Annotated in this window: 18 protein-coding genes; 5 read left to right on the forward strand and 13 right to left on the reverse strand. The window is 63.5% G+C overall.

All coding sequences use genetic code 11. The annotated features are described in order from the left end of the window. Positions 1 to 10 precede the first annotated feature (10 nt). Complete coding sequence (locus NLI84_RS07635; RefSeq protein WP_255989354.1) at positions 11 to 1,351, forward strand: sensor histidine kinase; 1,341 nt, start codon at positions 11 to 13, stop codon at positions 1,349 to 1,351. A 12-nt stretch (positions 1,352 to 1,363) separates the two neighbouring features. Here the strand turns inward: NLI84_RS07635 and gspK are convergent, their stop codons facing one another. The 8 genes from gspK to NLI84_RS07675 all read right to left on the reverse strand — a co-directional run bounded on the left by gspK (position 1,364) and on the right by NLI84_RS07675 (position 6,640). Then, positions 1,364 to 2,284 (reverse strand): type II secretion system minor pseudopilin GspK, encoded by a 921-nt coding sequence (gene gspK, locus NLI84_RS07640; RefSeq protein ID WP_255989356.1) that lies wholly within the window; start codon positions 2,282 to 2,284, stop codon positions 1,364 to 1,366. After that, a complete protein-coding gene (gene gspJ / locus NLI84_RS07645; RefSeq protein WP_255989357.1) occupies positions 2,281 to 2,856 on the reverse strand; it encodes a type II secretion system minor pseudopilin GspJ in 576 nt (191 codons plus the stop codon). The genes gspK and gspJ overlap by 4 nt, the downstream gene beginning before the upstream one ends. Continuing rightward, positions 2,853 to 3,227 carry a type II secretion system minor pseudopilin GspI gene (gene gspI, locus NLI84_RS07650; RefSeq protein WP_255989359.1) on the reverse strand — a complete coding sequence of 125 codons (375 nt, stop codon included), beginning with the start codon at positions 3,225 to 3,227 and terminating at the stop codon, positions 2,853 to 2,855. Before gspI ends, gspJ begins: the two co-directional genes overlap by 4 nt. After that, a complete protein-coding gene (locus NLI84_RS07655) occupies positions 3,224 to 3,721 on the reverse strand; it encodes a GspH/FimT family pseudopilin (RefSeq protein WP_255989361.1) in 498 nt (165 codons plus the stop codon). Before NLI84_RS07655 ends, gspI begins: the two co-directional genes overlap by 4 nt. Further along, positions 3,709 to 4,149 carry a type II secretion system major pseudopilin GspG gene (gene gspG / locus NLI84_RS07660; RefSeq protein WP_255989362.1) on the reverse strand — a complete coding sequence of 147 codons (441 nt, stop codon included), beginning with the start codon at positions 4,147 to 4,149 and terminating at the stop codon, positions 3,709 to 3,711. The genes NLI84_RS07655 and gspG overlap by 13 nt, the downstream gene beginning before the upstream one ends. A 2-nt stretch (positions 4,150 to 4,151) precedes the next feature. Next, on the reverse strand, positions 4,152 to 5,354 hold the full coding sequence (gspF, locus tag NLI84_RS07665) for a type II secretion system inner membrane protein GspF (RefSeq protein WP_255989363.1): 1,203 nt from the start codon (positions 5,352 to 5,354) through the stop codon (positions 4,152 to 4,154). A 27-nt stretch (positions 5,355 to 5,381) separates the two neighbouring features. Beyond that, positions 5,382 to 6,233: a formyltetrahydrofolate deformylase gene (gene purU, locus NLI84_RS07670; protein ID WP_255989364.1), complete on the reverse strand. Its 852-nt coding sequence runs from the start codon at positions 6,231 to 6,233 to the stop codon at positions 5,382 to 5,384. A 62-nt stretch (positions 6,234 to 6,295) separates the two neighbouring features. Beyond that, the gene (locus NLI84_RS07675; protein WP_255989365.1) at positions 6,296 to 6,640 is read right to left on the reverse strand and encodes a hypothetical protein; all 345 of its coding nucleotides are present in this window, start codon (positions 6,638 to 6,640) and stop codon (positions 6,296 to 6,298) included. Between the two features lie 101 nt (positions 6,641 to 6,741). On the opposite strand from NLI84_RS07675, the gene NLI84_RS07680 reads away from it, so the two are divergent. Continuing rightward, positions 6,742 to 7,206 (forward strand): tRNA (cytidine(34)-2'-O)-methyltransferase, encoded by a 465-nt coding sequence (locus NLI84_RS07680; RefSeq protein ID WP_255989366.1) that lies wholly within the window; start codon positions 6,742 to 6,744, stop codon positions 7,204 to 7,206. A gap of 58 nt (positions 7,207 to 7,264) precedes the next feature. On the opposite strand, the gene NLI84_RS07685 is transcribed toward NLI84_RS07680, so the two are convergent. The 5 genes from NLI84_RS07685 to apaG form a co-directional block, all read right to left on the reverse strand. Next, positions 7,265 to 7,732, reverse strand: a complete 468-nt coding sequence (locus NLI84_RS07685; RefSeq protein WP_255989367.1) for a Dps family protein — start codon at positions 7,730 to 7,732, stop codon at positions 7,265 to 7,267. A gap of 96 nt (positions 7,733 to 7,828) precedes the next feature. After that, positions 7,829 to 9,619 carry an ABCB family ABC transporter ATP-binding protein/permease gene (locus NLI84_RS07690; protein WP_255989369.1) on the reverse strand — a complete coding sequence of 597 codons (1,791 nt, stop codon included), beginning with the start codon at positions 9,617 to 9,619 and terminating at the stop codon, positions 7,829 to 7,831. A 221-nt stretch (positions 9,620 to 9,840) separates the two neighbouring features. Then, a complete protein-coding gene (locus NLI84_RS07695; RefSeq protein WP_255989370.1) occupies positions 9,841 to 10,185 on the reverse strand; it encodes a hypothetical protein in 345 nt (114 codons plus the stop codon). A gap of 217 nt (positions 10,186 to 10,402) precedes the next feature. Further along, the gene (locus NLI84_RS07700; protein WP_255989371.1) at positions 10,403 to 13,171 is read right to left on the reverse strand and encodes a M16 family metallopeptidase; all 2,769 of its coding nucleotides are present in this window, start codon (positions 13,169 to 13,171) and stop codon (positions 10,403 to 10,405) included. A 94-nt stretch (positions 13,172 to 13,265) separates the two neighbouring features. Further along, entirely contained in the window at positions 13,266 to 13,652 is a 387-nt protein-coding gene (apaG, locus tag NLI84_RS07705; protein ID WP_255989372.1) for a Co2+/Mg2+ efflux facilitator ApaG/CorD, read from the reverse strand. Positions 13,653 to 13,753: 101 nt separating this feature from the next. Here apaG and rpe point away from each other — a divergent pair, with 101 nt between their 5' ends. The 3 genes from rpe to NLI84_RS07720 all read left to right on the forward strand — a co-directional run bounded on the left by rpe (position 13,754) and on the right by NLI84_RS07720 (position 16,108). Beyond that, complete coding sequence (gene rpe, locus NLI84_RS07710; protein WP_255989373.1) at positions 13,754 to 14,431, forward strand: ribulose-phosphate 3-epimerase; 678 nt, start codon at positions 13,754 to 13,756, stop codon at positions 14,429 to 14,431. 133 nt (positions 14,432 to 14,564) lie between these two features. Further along, on the forward strand, positions 14,565 to 15,164 hold the full coding sequence (locus NLI84_RS07715) for a CDP-alcohol phosphatidyltransferase family protein (protein WP_255989374.1): 600 nt from the start codon (positions 14,565 to 14,567) through the stop codon (positions 15,162 to 15,164). Then, on the forward strand, positions 15,161 to 16,108 hold the full coding sequence (locus NLI84_RS07720; RefSeq protein WP_255989376.1) for a phosphatidate cytidylyltransferase: 948 nt from the start codon (positions 15,161 to 15,163) through the stop codon (positions 16,106 to 16,108). The genes NLI84_RS07715 and NLI84_RS07720 overlap by 4 nt, the downstream gene beginning before the upstream one ends. Positions 16,109 to 16,110 lie beyond the last annotated feature (2 nt).

The following is a 16,110-nucleotide window of genomic DNA, read 5'->3' on the forward strand; positions in this document are numbered from 1 at the left end:
CATCCTCTGGGTGACCGGCGCCGTTCTCAGCTACGGCGTCGCCACCCACTACGCGGATCGCGTCGCCAATGAAAGTCTGGCGCAGACCGGGCGGGCGATCGCCCGCCAGATCCGCGATGCGGGTGGGCACCTGGAGTTGTCCTCCCCGGTCGTCGAAACCCTGGGCGCGGAACGCATCAGCGAAATCAAGCTGTTCTATGCCGTTTCCACCGTGCCCGGGGAACTGATCGCCGGCAACCGCCATCTGCCCGCCCCGCCTCCGCCGCCCGTTCAGAGTCAGGAAAACATCAGCTACACCGATACCGAGATCGGCGGTAGTGCTTTTCGCCTGGCCACCCTCTATTACCCGCTGCCCCGAGCGATCCACGGCGAGGACCGCTGGCTGCTGGTCCAGGTTGCCAAAGGCATGGAACGGCACGAGCAGCTGACGCGCGAAATCCTGCTGGTCACCGCCTTGCCGCTGGCCGCGCTCATCATCGTGATGAGCTGGTTCGTGCGCTGGGGCATAGGCCGTGGCCTGAAGCCGCTGACCGGGCTCAAGAGCCTGATGGAAAAGCGCGATCCGCAGGATCTCGCCCCACTGGAACTGACCGATGCGCCCGAGGAGCTCGACGCCCTCACCCATGCGCTGAACCACCTGTTGACGACGACCAATGAGAACGTCGCCCGTCAGCGTCGCTTTATTGCCGATGCGGCCCATCAGCTGCGTACGCCGCTCGCCGGGCTGAAGTCGCAGACCGAGCTCGCGATGCGCGAGACCACGCCCGAAGGGCTGCGCGACCGGCTGAACATGGTGCACTCCAGTGCCACCCGTTCCATCCATCTGGTGAACCAGCTACTGACGCTGGCCCGCTCGGAGCCCTCCAACCAGACCAGCATGACTCAGGTGAAGGTCGATCTGGCCAAGTTGATCCGCGAGTTGACCGCCGAATCGGTGCCACGGGCACTGGCTGCCGGCATGGATCTAGGCTGCGACAGCGCACTGCTCGAAGCCCAGATCAATGGCAACTCCGCGCTGCTGCGCGAACTGTTCGTGAACCTGGTGGAAAACGCGATCAAGTACGTTCCGCGTGGCTCCAGCATCACGGTGCGGCTGAACCAGGAAGGTGAGCGCTACGTGGTCGAGGTCGAGGATGATGGCCCCGGCATCCCGGATGCGCAAAAACCGCGCATTTTCGAGCGCTTCTACCGGGTAAACCAGAATGACGGCAACGGCTGTGGCCTGGGCATGGCCATCGTCAAGGAAATCGCCGAGCGCCACCACGGTAGCGTGGCGCTGCTCGATGCCCAGCCCCATGGCCTCATCGTGCGAGTGGAGCTGCCCATCACCCCGCTCGAGCCCGCGGCCTGAGGTGCGGCTGATCTAGTTCCTTCGGAACCAGACGATGCGCGGCATGCCATCGCCGCCGCGCTCCAGTTCGGCAGCGTAGCGCGAACTCACCCGGCCAAAGCGCACTTCGACTTCGTTGAGAAAATAATTGCTCTGCACGGCGATCATGTCGCCGCGCACGTCCGCCCGCAGTCGCTCGGGTAACGCCTTGATGAAGTCTTCGCGTGACTCGTAGTGCTTGCCACTGCGGCTGGACACCAGGCCGCGCGCCTCCGCCAGCGACAGACCCGGCACCACGGCGGAGAGCACTTCTGGCTCAGCGAAATTGACATTGATCGCCTGGCGCCCTGGCAGCACCGCCACGAAGGGCGCGAGGCGCTCGATTGCAGCGGCATCGAAACCCCGCACCAGCGCGAGGCTTTGCAGGTTGGTCAGTGGCTGGTTCGCCGCGCGCTGCGGCCGCGGTTGATTGAGGTAATCGGTGTCCTCGGCGCCGCCCGGATAGGTGACCTGTGAATCGGCATCCAGCCAGTCGATGAGCGCGTTGACGCGCTCGGGCGGCAGGCCCAGCGACTCGAACAAGCGCGCGCAGGCCGCCACTTCTTCCTTCACCGCCTTGCCGTTCTGCACCACGTTGTTGAGGTTGTAACGCCCCTGCAGATCGACCATGCGCCCGCCGGCCTGGCCGCGTTCGACCGGGATGGCCGGAATCGGCACGTTCCACGGCTCCTGCAGATGATCGATCTGGTTGCGCCGCGCGTCGTCACGCAGCGTCAGGCGCGCCAGGTCGACCGCAGCCAGCGCCACGCCCCGTGCCTCGACCAGGTCGACCTGGTTTTCCACCTGGGCAAACCACAGTTGCTGGCGCCAGGCGATCCACACCGCCAGCGTCGCGACGAGCGCGGCGGTGGCAACGGCGGTAAGGATGGCGATGCCGTGCTGTCTTCTCATCATGGAATCAGGAACACGCGGGAAACCGTCGGCAGTTGTCGCCGCGAGAAGGTGAGCTCGACCGCCACCGGCAATGCATCGCGCCCGCCCGGCACCGGCCACACCGTCTGCCATGCACCCTGGTCATCCATGAAGCGCGCCTCGAAGCGGGTTACATCGGTCAGCAGCGTATGGACCATGGGTTCGGCGCGCTGCGGTTGGTCCAGCGCATCCCAGCGCAACAGCTCGAGGCGATCATCGATACGCCGATAAGCGAGGTGCGCATCCTCGCGCACCCGGTCTATCCGCACCAGTTCGAGCACCGCCTCGCCGCGCAACGGTGGGTGCTGATAGCCGCGCAGAGCCGGCTGGAACACGCCGCCCGTATCGCGCCACGGCCGGTCTATCGCCTGCAGCAGATCCTGCTCGATGCGATCGAACACCAGATTGGTTTCACGCCAGTACGCCGCTTCATGATCCAGCCTGAGCTTGACCTGGGCCACCTGGTCGAGCCCGCGGTAAGCGATCAGCGCGACCACGGCAAAGATAATCAATGCGACCAGGATCTCCAGCAGCGTGAAACCGCGCGCTCTCATTGCACGTTCACCCGCGCCAGATAGCTGACCAGCGTAGCCAACACGTAGTCTGGCGTGCCTTCGGCATAGACCTTGATTTCGATACGCCGGAAACTGCGGTTTGGCGACGCACCCACTTCCATCTGCCAGCGCAGGCGCTCGCCCCCCTGCTCCACCTGGCCCTCGCTGCGGCCGATATCGGGGAACACCCGCCGCGCGCGCATTTCGTTGACCTGGTTTTGCGCCACCCAGCTTGCCAGGGTGCGACTGCGTAGCGTCAGCGCGGCATCGGTGCTGGATGAGGCCGCCCGCAGCGCGGCGGCCAGCGCAATGGCAAGGATGGCAAGCGCAACCAGCACCTCGACCAGCGTGAAACCACGGTTGCGCATCATGGGGCAACCTCGGCCGGTGCGCTGGCGGTGGCTCGCCCCAGGATATCGCCGACGACGGTGCGTCGCCCCGCCCCGGTCACCAGTGTGATCACGTAAGTGGTGTTGACGCCGGATGGATTGAACACCAGCCGCTCGCCCAGCGGCACCTCGCGGCCATCGACGACCAGCTGCGTCACCCGCACCGCCTCGGGCAGTTCGCGCGGTTTCAGTGTTTCGTGCGTGGGCAGCGCCTGCCAGTTGGCCGCATCATCGAGCAGCCAGAACTGGTAGCCCGCGCCGTCGGACGACCAGGCCGTGGCCCGCCCCCCCGAAATGGCTTCATCACGTGCGCCCTCCAGCAGCAGCGCGAGACGCTGCGATTCGCGATCCAGCACCTGGCTGTCGGACGGATCGAAGCGCAACAGCGCCAGACCGAGGATGATGCCGATGAGGGCCAGCGCGACCAGAATCTCGATCAGCGTGAAGCCACGCTGGGCCGGTATTACAGCTGCCACGAGCCGATATCGGCGTCGAATCCTTCTCCGCCTTGCACGCCGTCGCTGCCATAGCTCATCACGTCGATCTCGCCCTTGAGGCCGGGATTGAGGTAGAGGTAGTCACCGCCCCACGGATCCTTGGGCAACTTTTCCAGGTAGCCGCCAGTCTTCCAGTTGTTCGGAACAGGGGCGCTGGTGGGCTTCTCGATCAGTGCGCGCAGGCCCTGTTCGGTGCTGGGGTAGCGGCCATTGTCGAGCTTGTAGAGCTTGAGGCCCTGGATCAGCGTGCGGATGTCCTGCTGCGCGGCGACGACGCGCGCCTCGTTGGGCCTATCCATGATCTTGGGCACCACCAGCGCGCCAAGGATGGCGAGGATGGTGATCACCACCAGGATTTCGATCAGCGTGAAGCCGCGTGGCGCGGCCCGGTACACGACGTGGGTCATCGTTATCTCACCAGTTGGTTCATTTCAAAGACGGGCAGCAGGATGGCCAGCACGATGAGCAGCACGACGATGCCCATGGCCAGCACCATGAAGGGGCCCAACAGGCCGGTAAAGGTGGCGACGCGATTTTCCAGCTCCTGCGACTGCTGTGCAGCGGCCTTGTCCAGCATGTATTCGAGCCGGCCGGTGGCCTCGCCGCTGGCGATCAAATGGATCAACACCGGCGGGAACAGCTTGCTTTGCGAGAGCGCACGCGACAGCGTCACCCCCTCGCGCACCTGGCTTGCCGCCTCGTTCACCGCATCGCGCAGCGGCAGGTTGGCCATCACGCCGGCGGCGGCGGAGAGCGCACGCAGCAGCGGCACGCCACTGCCAACCAGAATGGCGAGCGTGGACGCCAGCCGCGCGGTGTTGCTGGCGCGCTCGAAGCGGCCGAACAAGATCAGCTGCAAGCGCCAGGCATGAAAGGCACGCTTGATCGACTCCACCTTGAGTGCACGCCACGCGCCGACGCCCGCGAGCACCAGCAGTACCAGCAGCGCCAGCCCCCAATCGCGCACCACGGCGCTGGCCCAGAGCATGGCCCGGGTCAGGAACGGCAGTTCTTGCTTGGCGCTCTGGAACACGGTGACCATCTGCGGCACCACCCAGGTCAGTAGGCCGATCACCACCAGGATGGATACCGCCATCACCACGATGGGATAGATGAAGGCAAGGCCGACCTTGGCCGCGAGCGCGGCGCGCGCCTCCAGATAATCGGCGAGGCGCTGCATCACCGCGGCGGCCTTGCCCGATTCCTCACCGGCCGCGACGATGGTGCGGTAAAGCTCGGGAAACGCCTGCTGCTGGCGCGAGAGCGCCTGCGACAGCGAGGCGCCGGCAAGGATTTCGCTGCGCAGGCTGGCGGCGATGCGCTTCTCGCGATCGCCTTCGCTCTGCTCGATCAGCACCGACAGCGCCTGCTCCAGCGGCAGGCCGGCATCGAGCAAGGTCGCGAGCTGACGGGTGATCAGCGACAGGCGCTGCGTCGACAGCCTATCCCCGCGCGTCCGGCTTGTGCTCGAACTGTTGACCGCACCAAGCTCGCTCACCCACAGGCCCCGATCACGCAGCGCCAGGCGCGCGGCGCGCACGGTGTCGGCCTCGATCAGGCCCTGCGCGGCAGCGCCCTCGGCGTTGACGGCACGGTAGCGAAAAGCGGTCATGGTCGCGCGCTCGGGCTCATGGCGGGATCAGGCGAAGATCACGGTCTTGTTGGCGTACACCAGTACCCGGTGCTCCAGGTGCCACTTCACCGCGCGCGAGAGCACGATGCGCTCCAGATCGCGCCCCTTGAGCACCAGATCCTCGACATCCTCGCGATGCGAGATGCGGATCACGTCCTGCTCGATGATGGGGCCATCGTCGAGCACTTCGGTCACGTAATGGCTGGTCGCGCCGATCAGCTTCACGCCACGGGCAAACGCCCGATGGTAAGGCTTGGCACCGTCAAAGGCCGGCAGGAAGCTGTGGTGGATATTGATCACCTTCTGCGGATACGCGGCGGTGAACTCATGGCTGAGCACCTGCATATAGCGCGCCAGCACGATCAGATCGATGCCGTTTGCCTGCAGCAACTCACGCTGCGCGGCCTCGGCCTCGCTCTTGCTGTCGCGGGTGACTTCGACCACGTGATAGGGGATGCCGTAGAAGTTGGCCAGCGCCCGGCAGTCCTCGTGGTTGGAGATGATGAGCGGGATATCGCAATGCAGCTCGCCGCTCTGGTGACGATGCAGCAGGTCCACCAGGCAATGGTCGTATTTGGAGACGAAGATCGCCATGCGCGGGCGCTTGGCCGACAAGGCCACCTGCCATTGCATGGCGAAGCGGTCGGCAATCGGCTGGAAGGCTGGTGCGAAGGCGGCCATGTCCAGCGTGAAGTCGGTCAGATCCCACTCAACGCGCATCAGGAACAGGTTTTCGCTGTTGTCCTGATGCTGGTCCGAATGGACTATGTTGGCGTTGTAAGTGAACAGAAAGTTGGCGATGGCCGCCGAGATGCCCTTGCGATCCGGGCAGCTGATCAACAGTGTTGCGGTATTCATGCAATGGTCCGGTAAGCGTTGCTGCGGCGATTCTAACAGCTCGGCTCCGCCCGGCCCACCGCTCAAACCGGCTGCTTTTCCCTTGCGGCGCGCTGCGCATCCACCAGCAACATCGCATCAATGAACAACTGCTGGAACGGCTCGCTGTAACCATGCTCGGGCAGCTTGGCCTGCCAGCGATGCTGGCCGTCCACGCGCACCAGCTCGAACGGATAACCGAACATCGCCGCGTAGATCGCGGCGCCGACGCCGGGGATGCGCGCCGGGTTGAATGGCGCCACGCCAAAACCACCCAGTTCGTGATCCAGCGCCCGAAACACCACGGCCATGGTCTGGGCTGGGGTCAACCTGACCGACATCGCCATGGTCGCTGCAGCCTGTACAATCTCTCGCGGCACGATCTTCATTCTTTGTCTCCGGTCCGTATCCGTATCACCCTAGACTGCCTGTAAGACAATACTCAAGCGAGCCGTGCAAGCCGCCCATTCAGCCGACCAACGTTACCGTTATGTTACATATCGTTCTCTTCCAGCCCGAGATTCCGCCCAATACCGGTAACGTGATCCGCCTCGCCGCCAATACCGGCTCTACGCTGCATCTCGTCAAACCGATGGGGTTCGAACTCGACGACGCGCGCATGCGCCGTGCCGGGCTCGATTACCACGAATTCGCGCAAATGCGGGTGCACGAGAACTGGGATGCCGCCAAGGCGGCACTGGCCGGCCGCACCCTGTACGCGATGACGACCAAGGGCAGCGGGCGCTTCGACGCGGTACGCTTCGCGCCGGACGATGTAGTGGTCTTCGGCCCGGAAACACGGGGCTTGCCTGACGAGGTACTGGCCGAATTCGATCCTGCACAACGCATCCGCCTGCCGATGCGCGCCGGCCAGCGCAGCCTCAATCTGTCGAACGCCGTGGCGGTGACCGTGTTCGAGGCCTGGCGCCAGTTCGGTTACGACGGCGCCGTCTAGCGCACATGAAAAACGGCCCGCATCAGCGGGCCGTTTGCATGGCGATGAAGTCGGGGGGCTATTCGAGCAGGCTGCGCAGCATCCAGGCGGTCTTTTCATGCACCTGCAGCCGCTGGGTCAGCAAGTCGGCCGTCGCCTCGTCGTTGACCTCGTCCGCCACCGGAAACAGGCTGCGCGCGGTGCGCACTACCGCTTCCTGCCCTTCAACCAGAATCCGGATCATGTCGTTGGCGCCGGGTACGCCAGCCACTTCCTTCACGCTGGAAAGCTTGGCAAATTCGGCGTAGGTGCCGGGAGCCGGAAAACCCAGCGCGCGGATGCGCTCGGCGATGGAATCGACGGCCAGCGCCAGCTCGTTGTATTGCTGCTCGAACATCAGATGCAGCGAATTGAACATCGGGCCGGTCACGTTCCAGTGGAAATTGTGCGTCTGCAGGTAGAGCGTGTAGGTGTCGGCCAACAGGCGCGACAGCCCGTGAGCGATGTCCTTGCGCTGCTCCTGGGCGATGCCGGTATGAATTTCCATGATTGAACCTCCATAGCGAGTGGAATCGAATCCAGTTTGGTCCAAACCAACAGCTTGCGGAAATTGAAATTTCCAAACATGGCAATAGTGCCGCGATCAACCCTCGGCGACATTTTCGCTCTCCCGCTCCTCGTCTTCATGCTGCTGCAACGCCCATAGCCGCGCGTACGCGCCACCCTCGGCCAACAAGGCGCGGTGATGGCCACGCTCCACCACACGCCCCGCTTCCAGCACGATGATCTCGTCGGCGTCGGCAATGGTTGAGAGCCTATGGGCGATGATCAGCGTGGTGCGGTTGGCGGAGATATCCTTGAGCTCGGCCTGGATCGCCTTCTCGGTCTTGGAATCGAGCGCGCTGGTGGCCTCGTCGAAGATCAGGATGGGCGGATTCTTGAGGATGGTGCGGGCGATCGCCACCCGCTGTTTCTCGCCGCCCGAGAGCTTGAGCCCGCGCTCGCCCACCATCGTGTCGTAGCCCTCGGGCAGGGTCAGCACGAAGTCGTGGATATGCGCGGACCGGGCCGCTTCGATCACCTCGTCGTGCGTCGCGCCAGGCCGGCCGTAGGCGATGTTGTAGTAGATGCTGTCGTTGAACAGCACCGTATCCTGCGGCACGATGCCGATGTGCGCGCGCAGGCTGTCCTGGCTCAGTGCGCGGATATCCTCGCCGTTGATCGTGATGCGGCCCTGCCAGGCATCGTAGAAGCGGAACAACAGGCGCGACAGCGTGGACTTGCCGGCGCCGCTGGCGCCGACCACCGCCAGCGTCCTGCCGGCGGGAATGGCGAAGCTTGCATCGAACAGGATCTGCCGGTTGCGCTCGTAGCCGAAGTCGACGTGTTCGAAAGCAATACTGGCCTGCGGCGTATTCAGCGCGACGGCGCCCGCCTCGTCCTTCACTTCGGCGTTCTGGTGCAGCAAGGTAAACATGCGCTCCATGTCGGCGAGCGAATGCTTGATTTCGCGGTAGACGAAACCGAGGAAGTTGAGCGGCCCGTAGAGCTGTAGCAAGAAAGCGTTCACCAGCACCAGGTCGCCCAGCGTCATGGTGCCCGCAACCACCTCGCTCGCCGCGAGCCACACCAGCGCGGTGACGCCCGCCGCGATGATCACCGCTTGCCCTGCATTCAGGAACGACAGCGACACCTGGTTCTTTACCGCAGCCGTTTCGTATTGCTGCATGCTGGCGTCAAAGCGCTGTGCCTCCCAACGCTCGTTGCCGAAATACTTCACCGTCTCGTAATTGAGCAGGCTGTCGATGGCCTTGGTATTGGCCTTCGAATCCATGTCGTTCATCTGGCGGCGGAACGCCATGCGCCACTCAGTCACGCCCAGCGTGAAGCCGATGTAGATGGCAATGGTGCCAAAGGTGATCGCCGCGTACGACCAGTGGTAGCGCTGCAACAGGATGATCGCCACCAGCAGGATTTCCACCAGCGTCGGCAGGATGTTGAACAGCATGAAGTTGAGCAGGAAGGAGATGCCCTTGGTGCCGCGATCGATATCGCGGCTCATGCCCCCGGTCTGCCGTTCCAGATGAAAGCGCAGGCTCAGCGCATGCAGATGCTCGAACACCTCCAGCGCCACCTTGCGGATCGCCCCCTGCGCCACCTTGGCAAACACCGCATCGCGCAACTCCCCGAGCACCGATGAGGCCATGCGCAGCGCGCCATACGCCGCCACCAGCGCAATCGGCAGCACCAGTGCGCCCTTGCTGCCATCGAGCGCGTCGACGATGTCCTTGAGCACCAGCGGCACCGCCACGTTGGCAAACTTGGCCGCGATCAGCAACGACAGCGCCAGCAGTACCCGGTTCTTGTAACGCCACAGATAGGGGAACAGCGTCTTCAGCGTTTTCCAGTCATTGCGAGGCTGGGCGTCGGCCATGGCGGGCTCTTTGTTGGGATGGGGAATCCCAAACAAATGCGGCCACGAGGGCCGCATTGCAAGCTGGCGTGATGCTCATGGATGCTCGACACCCGCATGGCAGCCATGGCATGCCTGCTCACGATGCAATCCAGGCAGCCACATGCCGGTGCGGCGAATATCAACGGACCGCTGCCGATGTAGCCATGCGCTGCCCATGCCGGTTATCCGGTTGGGCTGCGTTATCGCCGCACAGGCTCGTTCAGGTACGCCCCCAGCAAAATGGGGGTTGCCGCGTAAATCAGCACCGCGAGCAAGCCATAGCCTGAACCGATCAGAAGAAACAGATTACCCAGCAGCAGGGGCCACGGCACGATGATCAGGTAATAGATCATCACCAGCACCGCGGCGGCCAAACCGAGGTGCAGGCTCGCCTGTCGAGTCAGGTAGCGATTGATGAAAAACAGCGCCAATGCAGACAAAATGGCGATCGGAACGATCACGGCCAATTTTCGCCAGATCGAGGTGAGGTCGGGGATCGTATCTGCGGCCATGCGCAACAAAAACGTCAGCAGAAACACATACACAGAACCCAGTACAAGCAGCAGTAGCGCAGTCCATATTCTGGATTGGCTTGTCGCTAGGCGTGCCATATAACCTCTTCCAAAAGGGCGCCGAAGAAAAATGGATAAGCCGATCGCGGCGCGTGATCAAACTGCAGCCCGATCGTGTAGCGACCGGCTGATGAATAAGCTCCCAAGCAAACGTAGCTGGCCGCCTTGCCAGCCAGCACGCTGCGGCGACCTATTGCGCAGCCACCAGCTGCTGCGCAGGCGACCACAGCGCACGCAACGCCTGATCAGTCAGGATGTCCTGGCAGCCGGTACGTGACAGGTAGATGTGTTCGGGTTGGATCCAGTCCTTCGCCGCCTGGGCCAGCGCGGCGCGAGTGACGATGGGCGCAGGATCGAAGGCCACGCCCTGCGGTCCCTGGCTGGCCCACTGAAATGCCACTGCGCCGGCGTAGTACGCGGCATCGCCAGGCAGATCGCGCACCCAGTTGCGACTGACCGTCAGCGCACGCTGGGCCTCTGCCTCGGTCGGCCCGGTGGCGGCGAATTCGGCCAGCACCCGCATCGTGGTTTCGGTCACACCTCGGCAAGCGCTGGCGGGGCCTGTGCTGGTCAGATGCAGTGCCATGCCCATGCGACTATCCACGCCGTGACCGGCCGTAACGCTGTAGGAAATGCCACCGTCAAAGCGCAGCGCCTTCAACAGCCGCTCGCGCAGCAGATCGGCAAGGTCATACGCCAGCCACGATGCATCACCGGAATAGACATCCGGTACCACGATGCGCCATTCGAACCCAGCCTCGGCCTGGGGCAGGACTGCACCACCGAACACCTGCTGCGCCTTGGGCTGAAGCGGTTCGATCTTGACTAGCTCGCGGCTGGGTTTTTGCAGCGTGGCGCTGGCGATATAGCGCGCCACCAGTGGTTCCAGCGCCGCTTCGTCGGTCACGCCGGTCACGGCAAACACCCAGTGCCCCGGATCGCCGTAGAGATTGCGCCAGGCGGTGGCGATCTCACCGGCGTACAGCAGGCGGATTTCCGCATCGTGCCATTTGCGCAGCGGCCACTGTTGTTCGTCATACAGCCGCTCGAACAGGCCAGCAGTATCGACACCGTCACGAAGCATGCGCAAGCGATCGCGCGCACGCTCGGCCGCCTGGTTATCGAGCGGCAAGGGCTGCAGGCTCAGATGCACCAGCTGGAACAGCGTCTCGATATCCTTGGCCGCCGCCGCGCCGCTGAGGCCATGGGCACCGATATTCTGCCATGGCTGCAGCCACACCTGTTTGTCTTCAATGGCGCGCAGCAGGCTGGGGCGATCCAGATCGCCGTAGCCCACGTGCTGTAGATAAGTGGGCAAGGCCAGCACCGCAATGCGATCGTGATACGGCAAAGCGATCTGCCCGCCGTCGATCCACAACGCCAGCCCCATCTGTTCACCCGACCTGCGCGCGCGTTGCCACAGCACCGTTGCACCATTCTCCAAGCGCAGTACGCCGCCACCGGCCAGCGGTTCGCGCGTGGCGATCTGGCCCGGCTCTGGCAACTTGCTGAGCAGCGGCCGCACTGCCGCCGCCGCTTGCGGTGCCGCCAGCTCGGCCGCATCGACCTTGGCGACAACGCGCGCCAGCTCGTCCGCGTCGACACCGACGAAACGCACGCCGCCTTCGCGTTCCGCCTTCCACGCCGAAACCAGCTGTCCCGCCTGCCCGCTCACTTCCTGCCAGGTTTTCAGCAGCAACTCGGGGGAACTCTGGATTTCAGCCAGCGCCAGCCAATCACGCAGTTGCTGCGCTTCCAGCACCAGCTCGCCTGTCTGCGCTGCGTTTGCATAACGCCCGGCCCAGAGCGCACTTTGCGTCTGACTCGGCTCCAACGGCACAGCCAGCTCCAGCTTGGCGCGCAGCTCGCGCCGGGCCGCATCGATTTCCTGCGCGGTGAAACCGTGCTGGCGTGCAGCGGCAATCGCGGTGTAGAGCTTTTCCACCTGCTCGGCCTTGCCGCCATCAGGGGTTTTCAGCAGCAGCGACCAAAGGCGATGGTGTGGCGTTAACGTGGCATTCAACGCCGAGTAACCTGCAACCCGGTCCAGCCGGTTCTGTACCAGCTGGAACGCCAAGAGGCGCCGGTAATCCCGGCGGTATTGCATCTCGTCGTAGCGTTCCGGCCGCTGCTCGACCCATCCCCATTCCAGCTGCGATTCACTCAGCCAGTTGGTGTGGTATTCGTTGAATACCGCGCGCTGCTGCAGCGGCACGGCCAGCGCGGCCTGCTCTGGAACCGGCCCGGCCGTCACCTTGGTAAACAGCGACTTCACCTCGCGCTCCACCGCCTTGGGCGCGATATCGCCGACCACCACCAGCGTCATGCGCGGCGCCACGTAATGCTTGCGGTAAAACGCTTCAATCCGCGCATCCGGCAAGGTGCGCAATACCGATTCCTGGCCTATGGGCATGCGCTGGCCATAACGGCCATCGGGAGAGATCTGGTCCAGATAGCCGGCCCAGGTCTTGGTCCCGCTCTCACGCAACCGTAATTCATCGAGCACGATCTGCCGCTCGCGCGTAAGCAGCTTGGGGTCGAACACCACGTCACCACCGGCCCAGTCCGCCATCAGCCGCAAGGCGCGCGGTAGCGCGTCGATGGCGACGGTCAGTGTGTAGACGGTGGCATGGTGCGAGGTGAACGCATTGCTATCGTTGCCGAACTTCATGCCCTGGCTGGCGAGAAAAGACTGGACCTCGCCATTGGGGAAGTGTTCGGTGGCGCCAAAGGCCATGTGCTCGACCAGATGGGCAATGCCGCGCTCGTCGTCGGCTTCGTCAAGCGATCCAGTCTTGACCAGCAGCCGCAACTCCACCTTGCCAGGTGGGGTGGCATGCGATCGGACGATGTAGGAGAAGCCGTTGTCCAGACTACCCTGACGCACCTCCTGGGCCCATGTGTTCGCTAAACAACTGAGAAGCAGCAGACTACAGGCGGCGCGCAGGATGGAGAACATGAGATAGCGTCGGCAGGCAAGAAAGGCTTGCAATCTACCATGCTTTCTTGTTTCTTACCAAATTACAACAAACCAACAATAATTCTGATGCTGCTCAATGCAGAGTCCGCGGAATCGAGAGGATGAACTCGGGGATGTCGGCCTCGAACTCGGTGCCGTCGGCGGCGCGCATCTGGTAGCTGCCCTGCATGGTGCCGACGGGAGACTGCAGCGTGGCGCCGCTCATGTATTCGAACGACTGGCCAGGCTCCAGCACCGGTTGCTCGCCGATCACACCCAGGCCGCGCACTTCCTGCGTCTTGCCTTCCATGTCGCGGATCAGCCAGTAGCGCGACACCAGCTGGACGGTGACGCTGCCGTGATTGGTGATCACGATCTGGTAGGCGAAGACGTAGCGACTGTCCTCCTCGTTCGATTGCTCGGCGAGGTAACTGGCCTGGGGCAACACCGCCACGCGGTACTTGTCGTCATCCTGATTCATGCTGAACTTCCAACCTTGGCAACTGCGTAATCTTAACAGCCGCTGCGGCCAGGTGCTTGGCGCGGGTTACAATCACGTCAAACCGCTATGGAGCTCCTCGCATGACGATCCGCATCGCCCCCAGCATCCTCTCCGCCGATTTCGCCCGGCTCGGCGAAGAAGTCACCAAGGTGATCGCCGCCGGCGCCGATCTGATCCACTTCGACGTGATGGACAACCATTACGTGCCCAATCTGACCATCGGCCCCATGGTGTGCGAGGCGCTCAAGAGCTACGCCACCGTGCCGCTCGATGTGCACCTGATGGTGCGACCGGTCGATGCACTCGCCACGATGTTTGCCAAGGCCGGCGCCAATATCGTCACCTTTCACCCGGAAGCTTCCGACCATGTCGACCGTACGCTGGGCCTGATCCGCGATCAGGGTAGCCAGGCCGGCCTGGTGTTCAACCCGGCCACGTCGCTCGACCATCTCGACTACGTGCTCGACAAGGTCGACATGGTGCTGCTGATGTCGGTGAACCCGGGCTTTGGCGGCCAATCTTTCATTCCCGCCATGCTCGATAAGGCCCGAGCCACCCGCGCCAAGCTCGATGCCTACAAAGAGAAGACCGGCCGCCATATCCACCTGGAGATCGACGGCGGCGTGAAGGTGAGCAATATCGCCGAGATCGCGGCCTGTGGCGTCGATACCTTCGTGGCCGGTTCGGCCATTTTCGATCAGCCAGACTACAAGGCGGTGATCGATGCGATGCGCGCCGAGGTCGCCAAACTGGGTTGACCTTACACATGCCAAACCCGAAGCCGGCTACTGCCGGCTTTTTTCATTGATGTGACATTCGCGATAGAAAGACTTGCGCAAGCTAGGCGAAGCCCGCACTATCCTCGCCGCATAGATACCAACCGGATCACGCATGACGCTTTATGATCTGAAGCCCCGCTTCCAGGCCCTGCTGCGGCCCTTGTTGCGCGGGCTGAACCAAGCTGGGGTCACCGCCAATCAGGTCACGCTGCTGGCGCTGCTGCTCTCGCTGGCGCTGGGTGGCTGGCTGGCGTTGCAGCCCGTTGCGAGCACCTTCCTGCTGTTGCCCGGCTTTCTACTGCTGCGCATGGCGCTCAATGCCATCGACGGCATGCTGGCGCGCGAATTCAACCAGCAATCGAAATTGGGCGCGCTGCTCAACGAGGCCGGCGACGTGCTCTCCGACGCTGCGCTCTACCTGCCTTTCGCCTTGCTCCCCGACGCCGATCCCATTGCCGTGGTGGTGATGGTGCTACTGGCCAATCTCACCGAATTCGTCGGCGTCACCGGTCAGACCGTGGGCGCCAGCCGGCGCTACGACGGCCCGCTAGGCAAGAGCGATCGCGCCTTCATACTCGGCGCCTACGCCTTGCTGGTGGGCCTTTACACGCCAGCGCTCGCCTGGAGCCCCTGGCTGTTCTGGGTGCTGGCGGCGCTCAGTGCGCTCACCTGCCTGAACCGGGCCCGCCGCGCGCTGCAGGAGGCCGCATGAATCCGTTCCCGATTTCCGATGTGCTGTTTTACGCGCTGTGCGTGATCTTCGCCGTGCTGGTATTCGCCAGCAGCACCATCGCCGTGCTGGGCTGGCGTTTTCCGCAGAAGGATTGGCTGGAGCTGCGCCAGCGGGTGCGCACCTGGTGGTGGATTGTTGCGGTGTTTGTGCTGGCGATTTCGGTCAATCGCACGATATCGCTGCTGGTGCTGGGCTTCGTCAGCTTCCTTGCCTTCAAGGAATACCTGACGCTGGTACCGACGCGCCGTACCGACCACCTGCCGCTGCTGTGGGCCTACCTTGCCGTTCCCATCCAGTATTTCTGGATCTGGGATGGCTGGTACGGCATGTTCATCATCTTCATCCCGGTGTATGCCTTTTTGTTCCTGCCTATGCGCATGGTGCTGATCGGCGACACGCAAGGCTTTCTGCGCGCTGCCTCCACGCTGCACTGGGGGCTGATGACCACGGTGTTCAGCCTGTCACACATGGCGTATCTGTTGGTGCTACCGACCGACGTGACCGGCAGCATGAAGGGCGACGGTGCACTACTGGTGCTGTTCCTGGTGGTGCTCACCCAGTTCAACGATGTGGCGCAGTATCTGTGGGGCAAATCGCTGGGGCGCGCCAAGATCATCCCCAAGGTCAGCCCGAACAAGACGGTGGCGGGCATGCTGGGCGGCGCGCTCACCACCACGCTGCTCGGCCTGATGCTGGGGCCGGTGCTGACGCCGATGAGCATGGCACACTCGGCCATGGCCGGCCTCTTGATCGGCGTGACCGGTTTCATCGGCGACGTAGTGATGTCGGCAGTAAAACGTGACCTGGGCGTGAAGGACAGTGGCGATCTGCTGCCGGGCCACGGTGGTATCCTCGACCGGCTCGATTCACTGACCTACACCGCGCCGCTGTTCTTCCACTTCCTGCGCTATCTGTACTATTGATC

Origin of the sequence: Chitinolyticbacter albus (assembly GCF_024437655.1) — a bacterium.
GTDB lineage: Bacteria > Pseudomonadota > Gammaproteobacteria > Burkholderiales > Chitinibacteraceae > Chitinolyticbacter > Chitinolyticbacter albus.

Coding starts and splice junctions, on each gene's coding strand:
- NLI84_RS07720 (WP_255989376.1), top strand. CDS start 15,161: ATGAATCCGTTCCCGATTTCCGATGTGCTGTTTTACGCGCTGTGCGTG.
- purU (WP_255989364.1), bottom strand. CDS start 6,233: ATGAATACCGCAACACTGTTGATCAGCTGCCCGGATCGCAAGGGCATC.
- gspG (WP_255989362.1), bottom strand. CDS start 4,149: ATGACCCACGTCGTGTACCGGGCCGCGCCACGCGGCTTCACGCTGATC.
- NLI84_RS07675 (WP_255989365.1), bottom strand. CDS start 6,640: ATGAAGATCGTGCCGCGAGAGATTGTACAGGCTGCAGCGACCATGGCG.
- NLI84_RS07715 (WP_255989374.1), top strand. CDS start 14,565: ATGACGCTTTATGATCTGAAGCCCCGCTTCCAGGCCCTGCTGCGGCCC.
- gspJ (WP_255989357.1), bottom strand. CDS start 2,856: ATGAGAGCGCGCGGTTTCACGCTGCTGGAGATCCTGGTCGCATTGATT.
- apaG (WP_255989372.1), bottom strand. CDS start 13,652: ATGAATCAGGATGACGACAAGTACCGCGTGGCGGTGTTGCCCCAGGCC.
- NLI84_RS07685 (WP_255989367.1), bottom strand. CDS start 7,732: ATGGAAATTCATACCGGCATCGCCCAGGAGCAGCGCAAGGACATCGCT.
- NLI84_RS07700 (WP_255989371.1), bottom strand. CDS start 13,171: ATGTTCTCCATCCTGCGCGCCGCCTGTAGTCTGCTGCTTCTCAGTTGT.
- gspI (WP_255989359.1), bottom strand. CDS start 3,227: ATGATGCGCAACCGTGGTTTCACGCTGGTCGAGGTGCTGGTTGCGCTT.
- gspK (WP_255989356.1), bottom strand. CDS start 2,284: ATGATGAGAAGACAGCACGGCATCGCCATCCTTACCGCCGTTGCCACC.
- NLI84_RS07680 (WP_255989366.1), top strand. CDS start 6,742: ATGTTACATATCGTTCTCTTCCAGCCCGAGATTCCGCCCAATACCGGT.
- gspF (WP_255989363.1), bottom strand. CDS start 5,354: ATGACCGCTTTTCGCTACCGTGCCGTCAACGCCGAGGGCGCTGCCGCG.
- NLI84_RS07690 (WP_255989369.1), bottom strand. CDS start 9,619: ATGGCCGACGCCCAGCCTCGCAATGACTGGAAAACGCTGAAGACGCTG.
- rpe (WP_255989373.1), top strand. CDS start 13,754: ATGACGATCCGCATCGCCCCCAGCATCCTCTCCGCCGATTTCGCCCGG.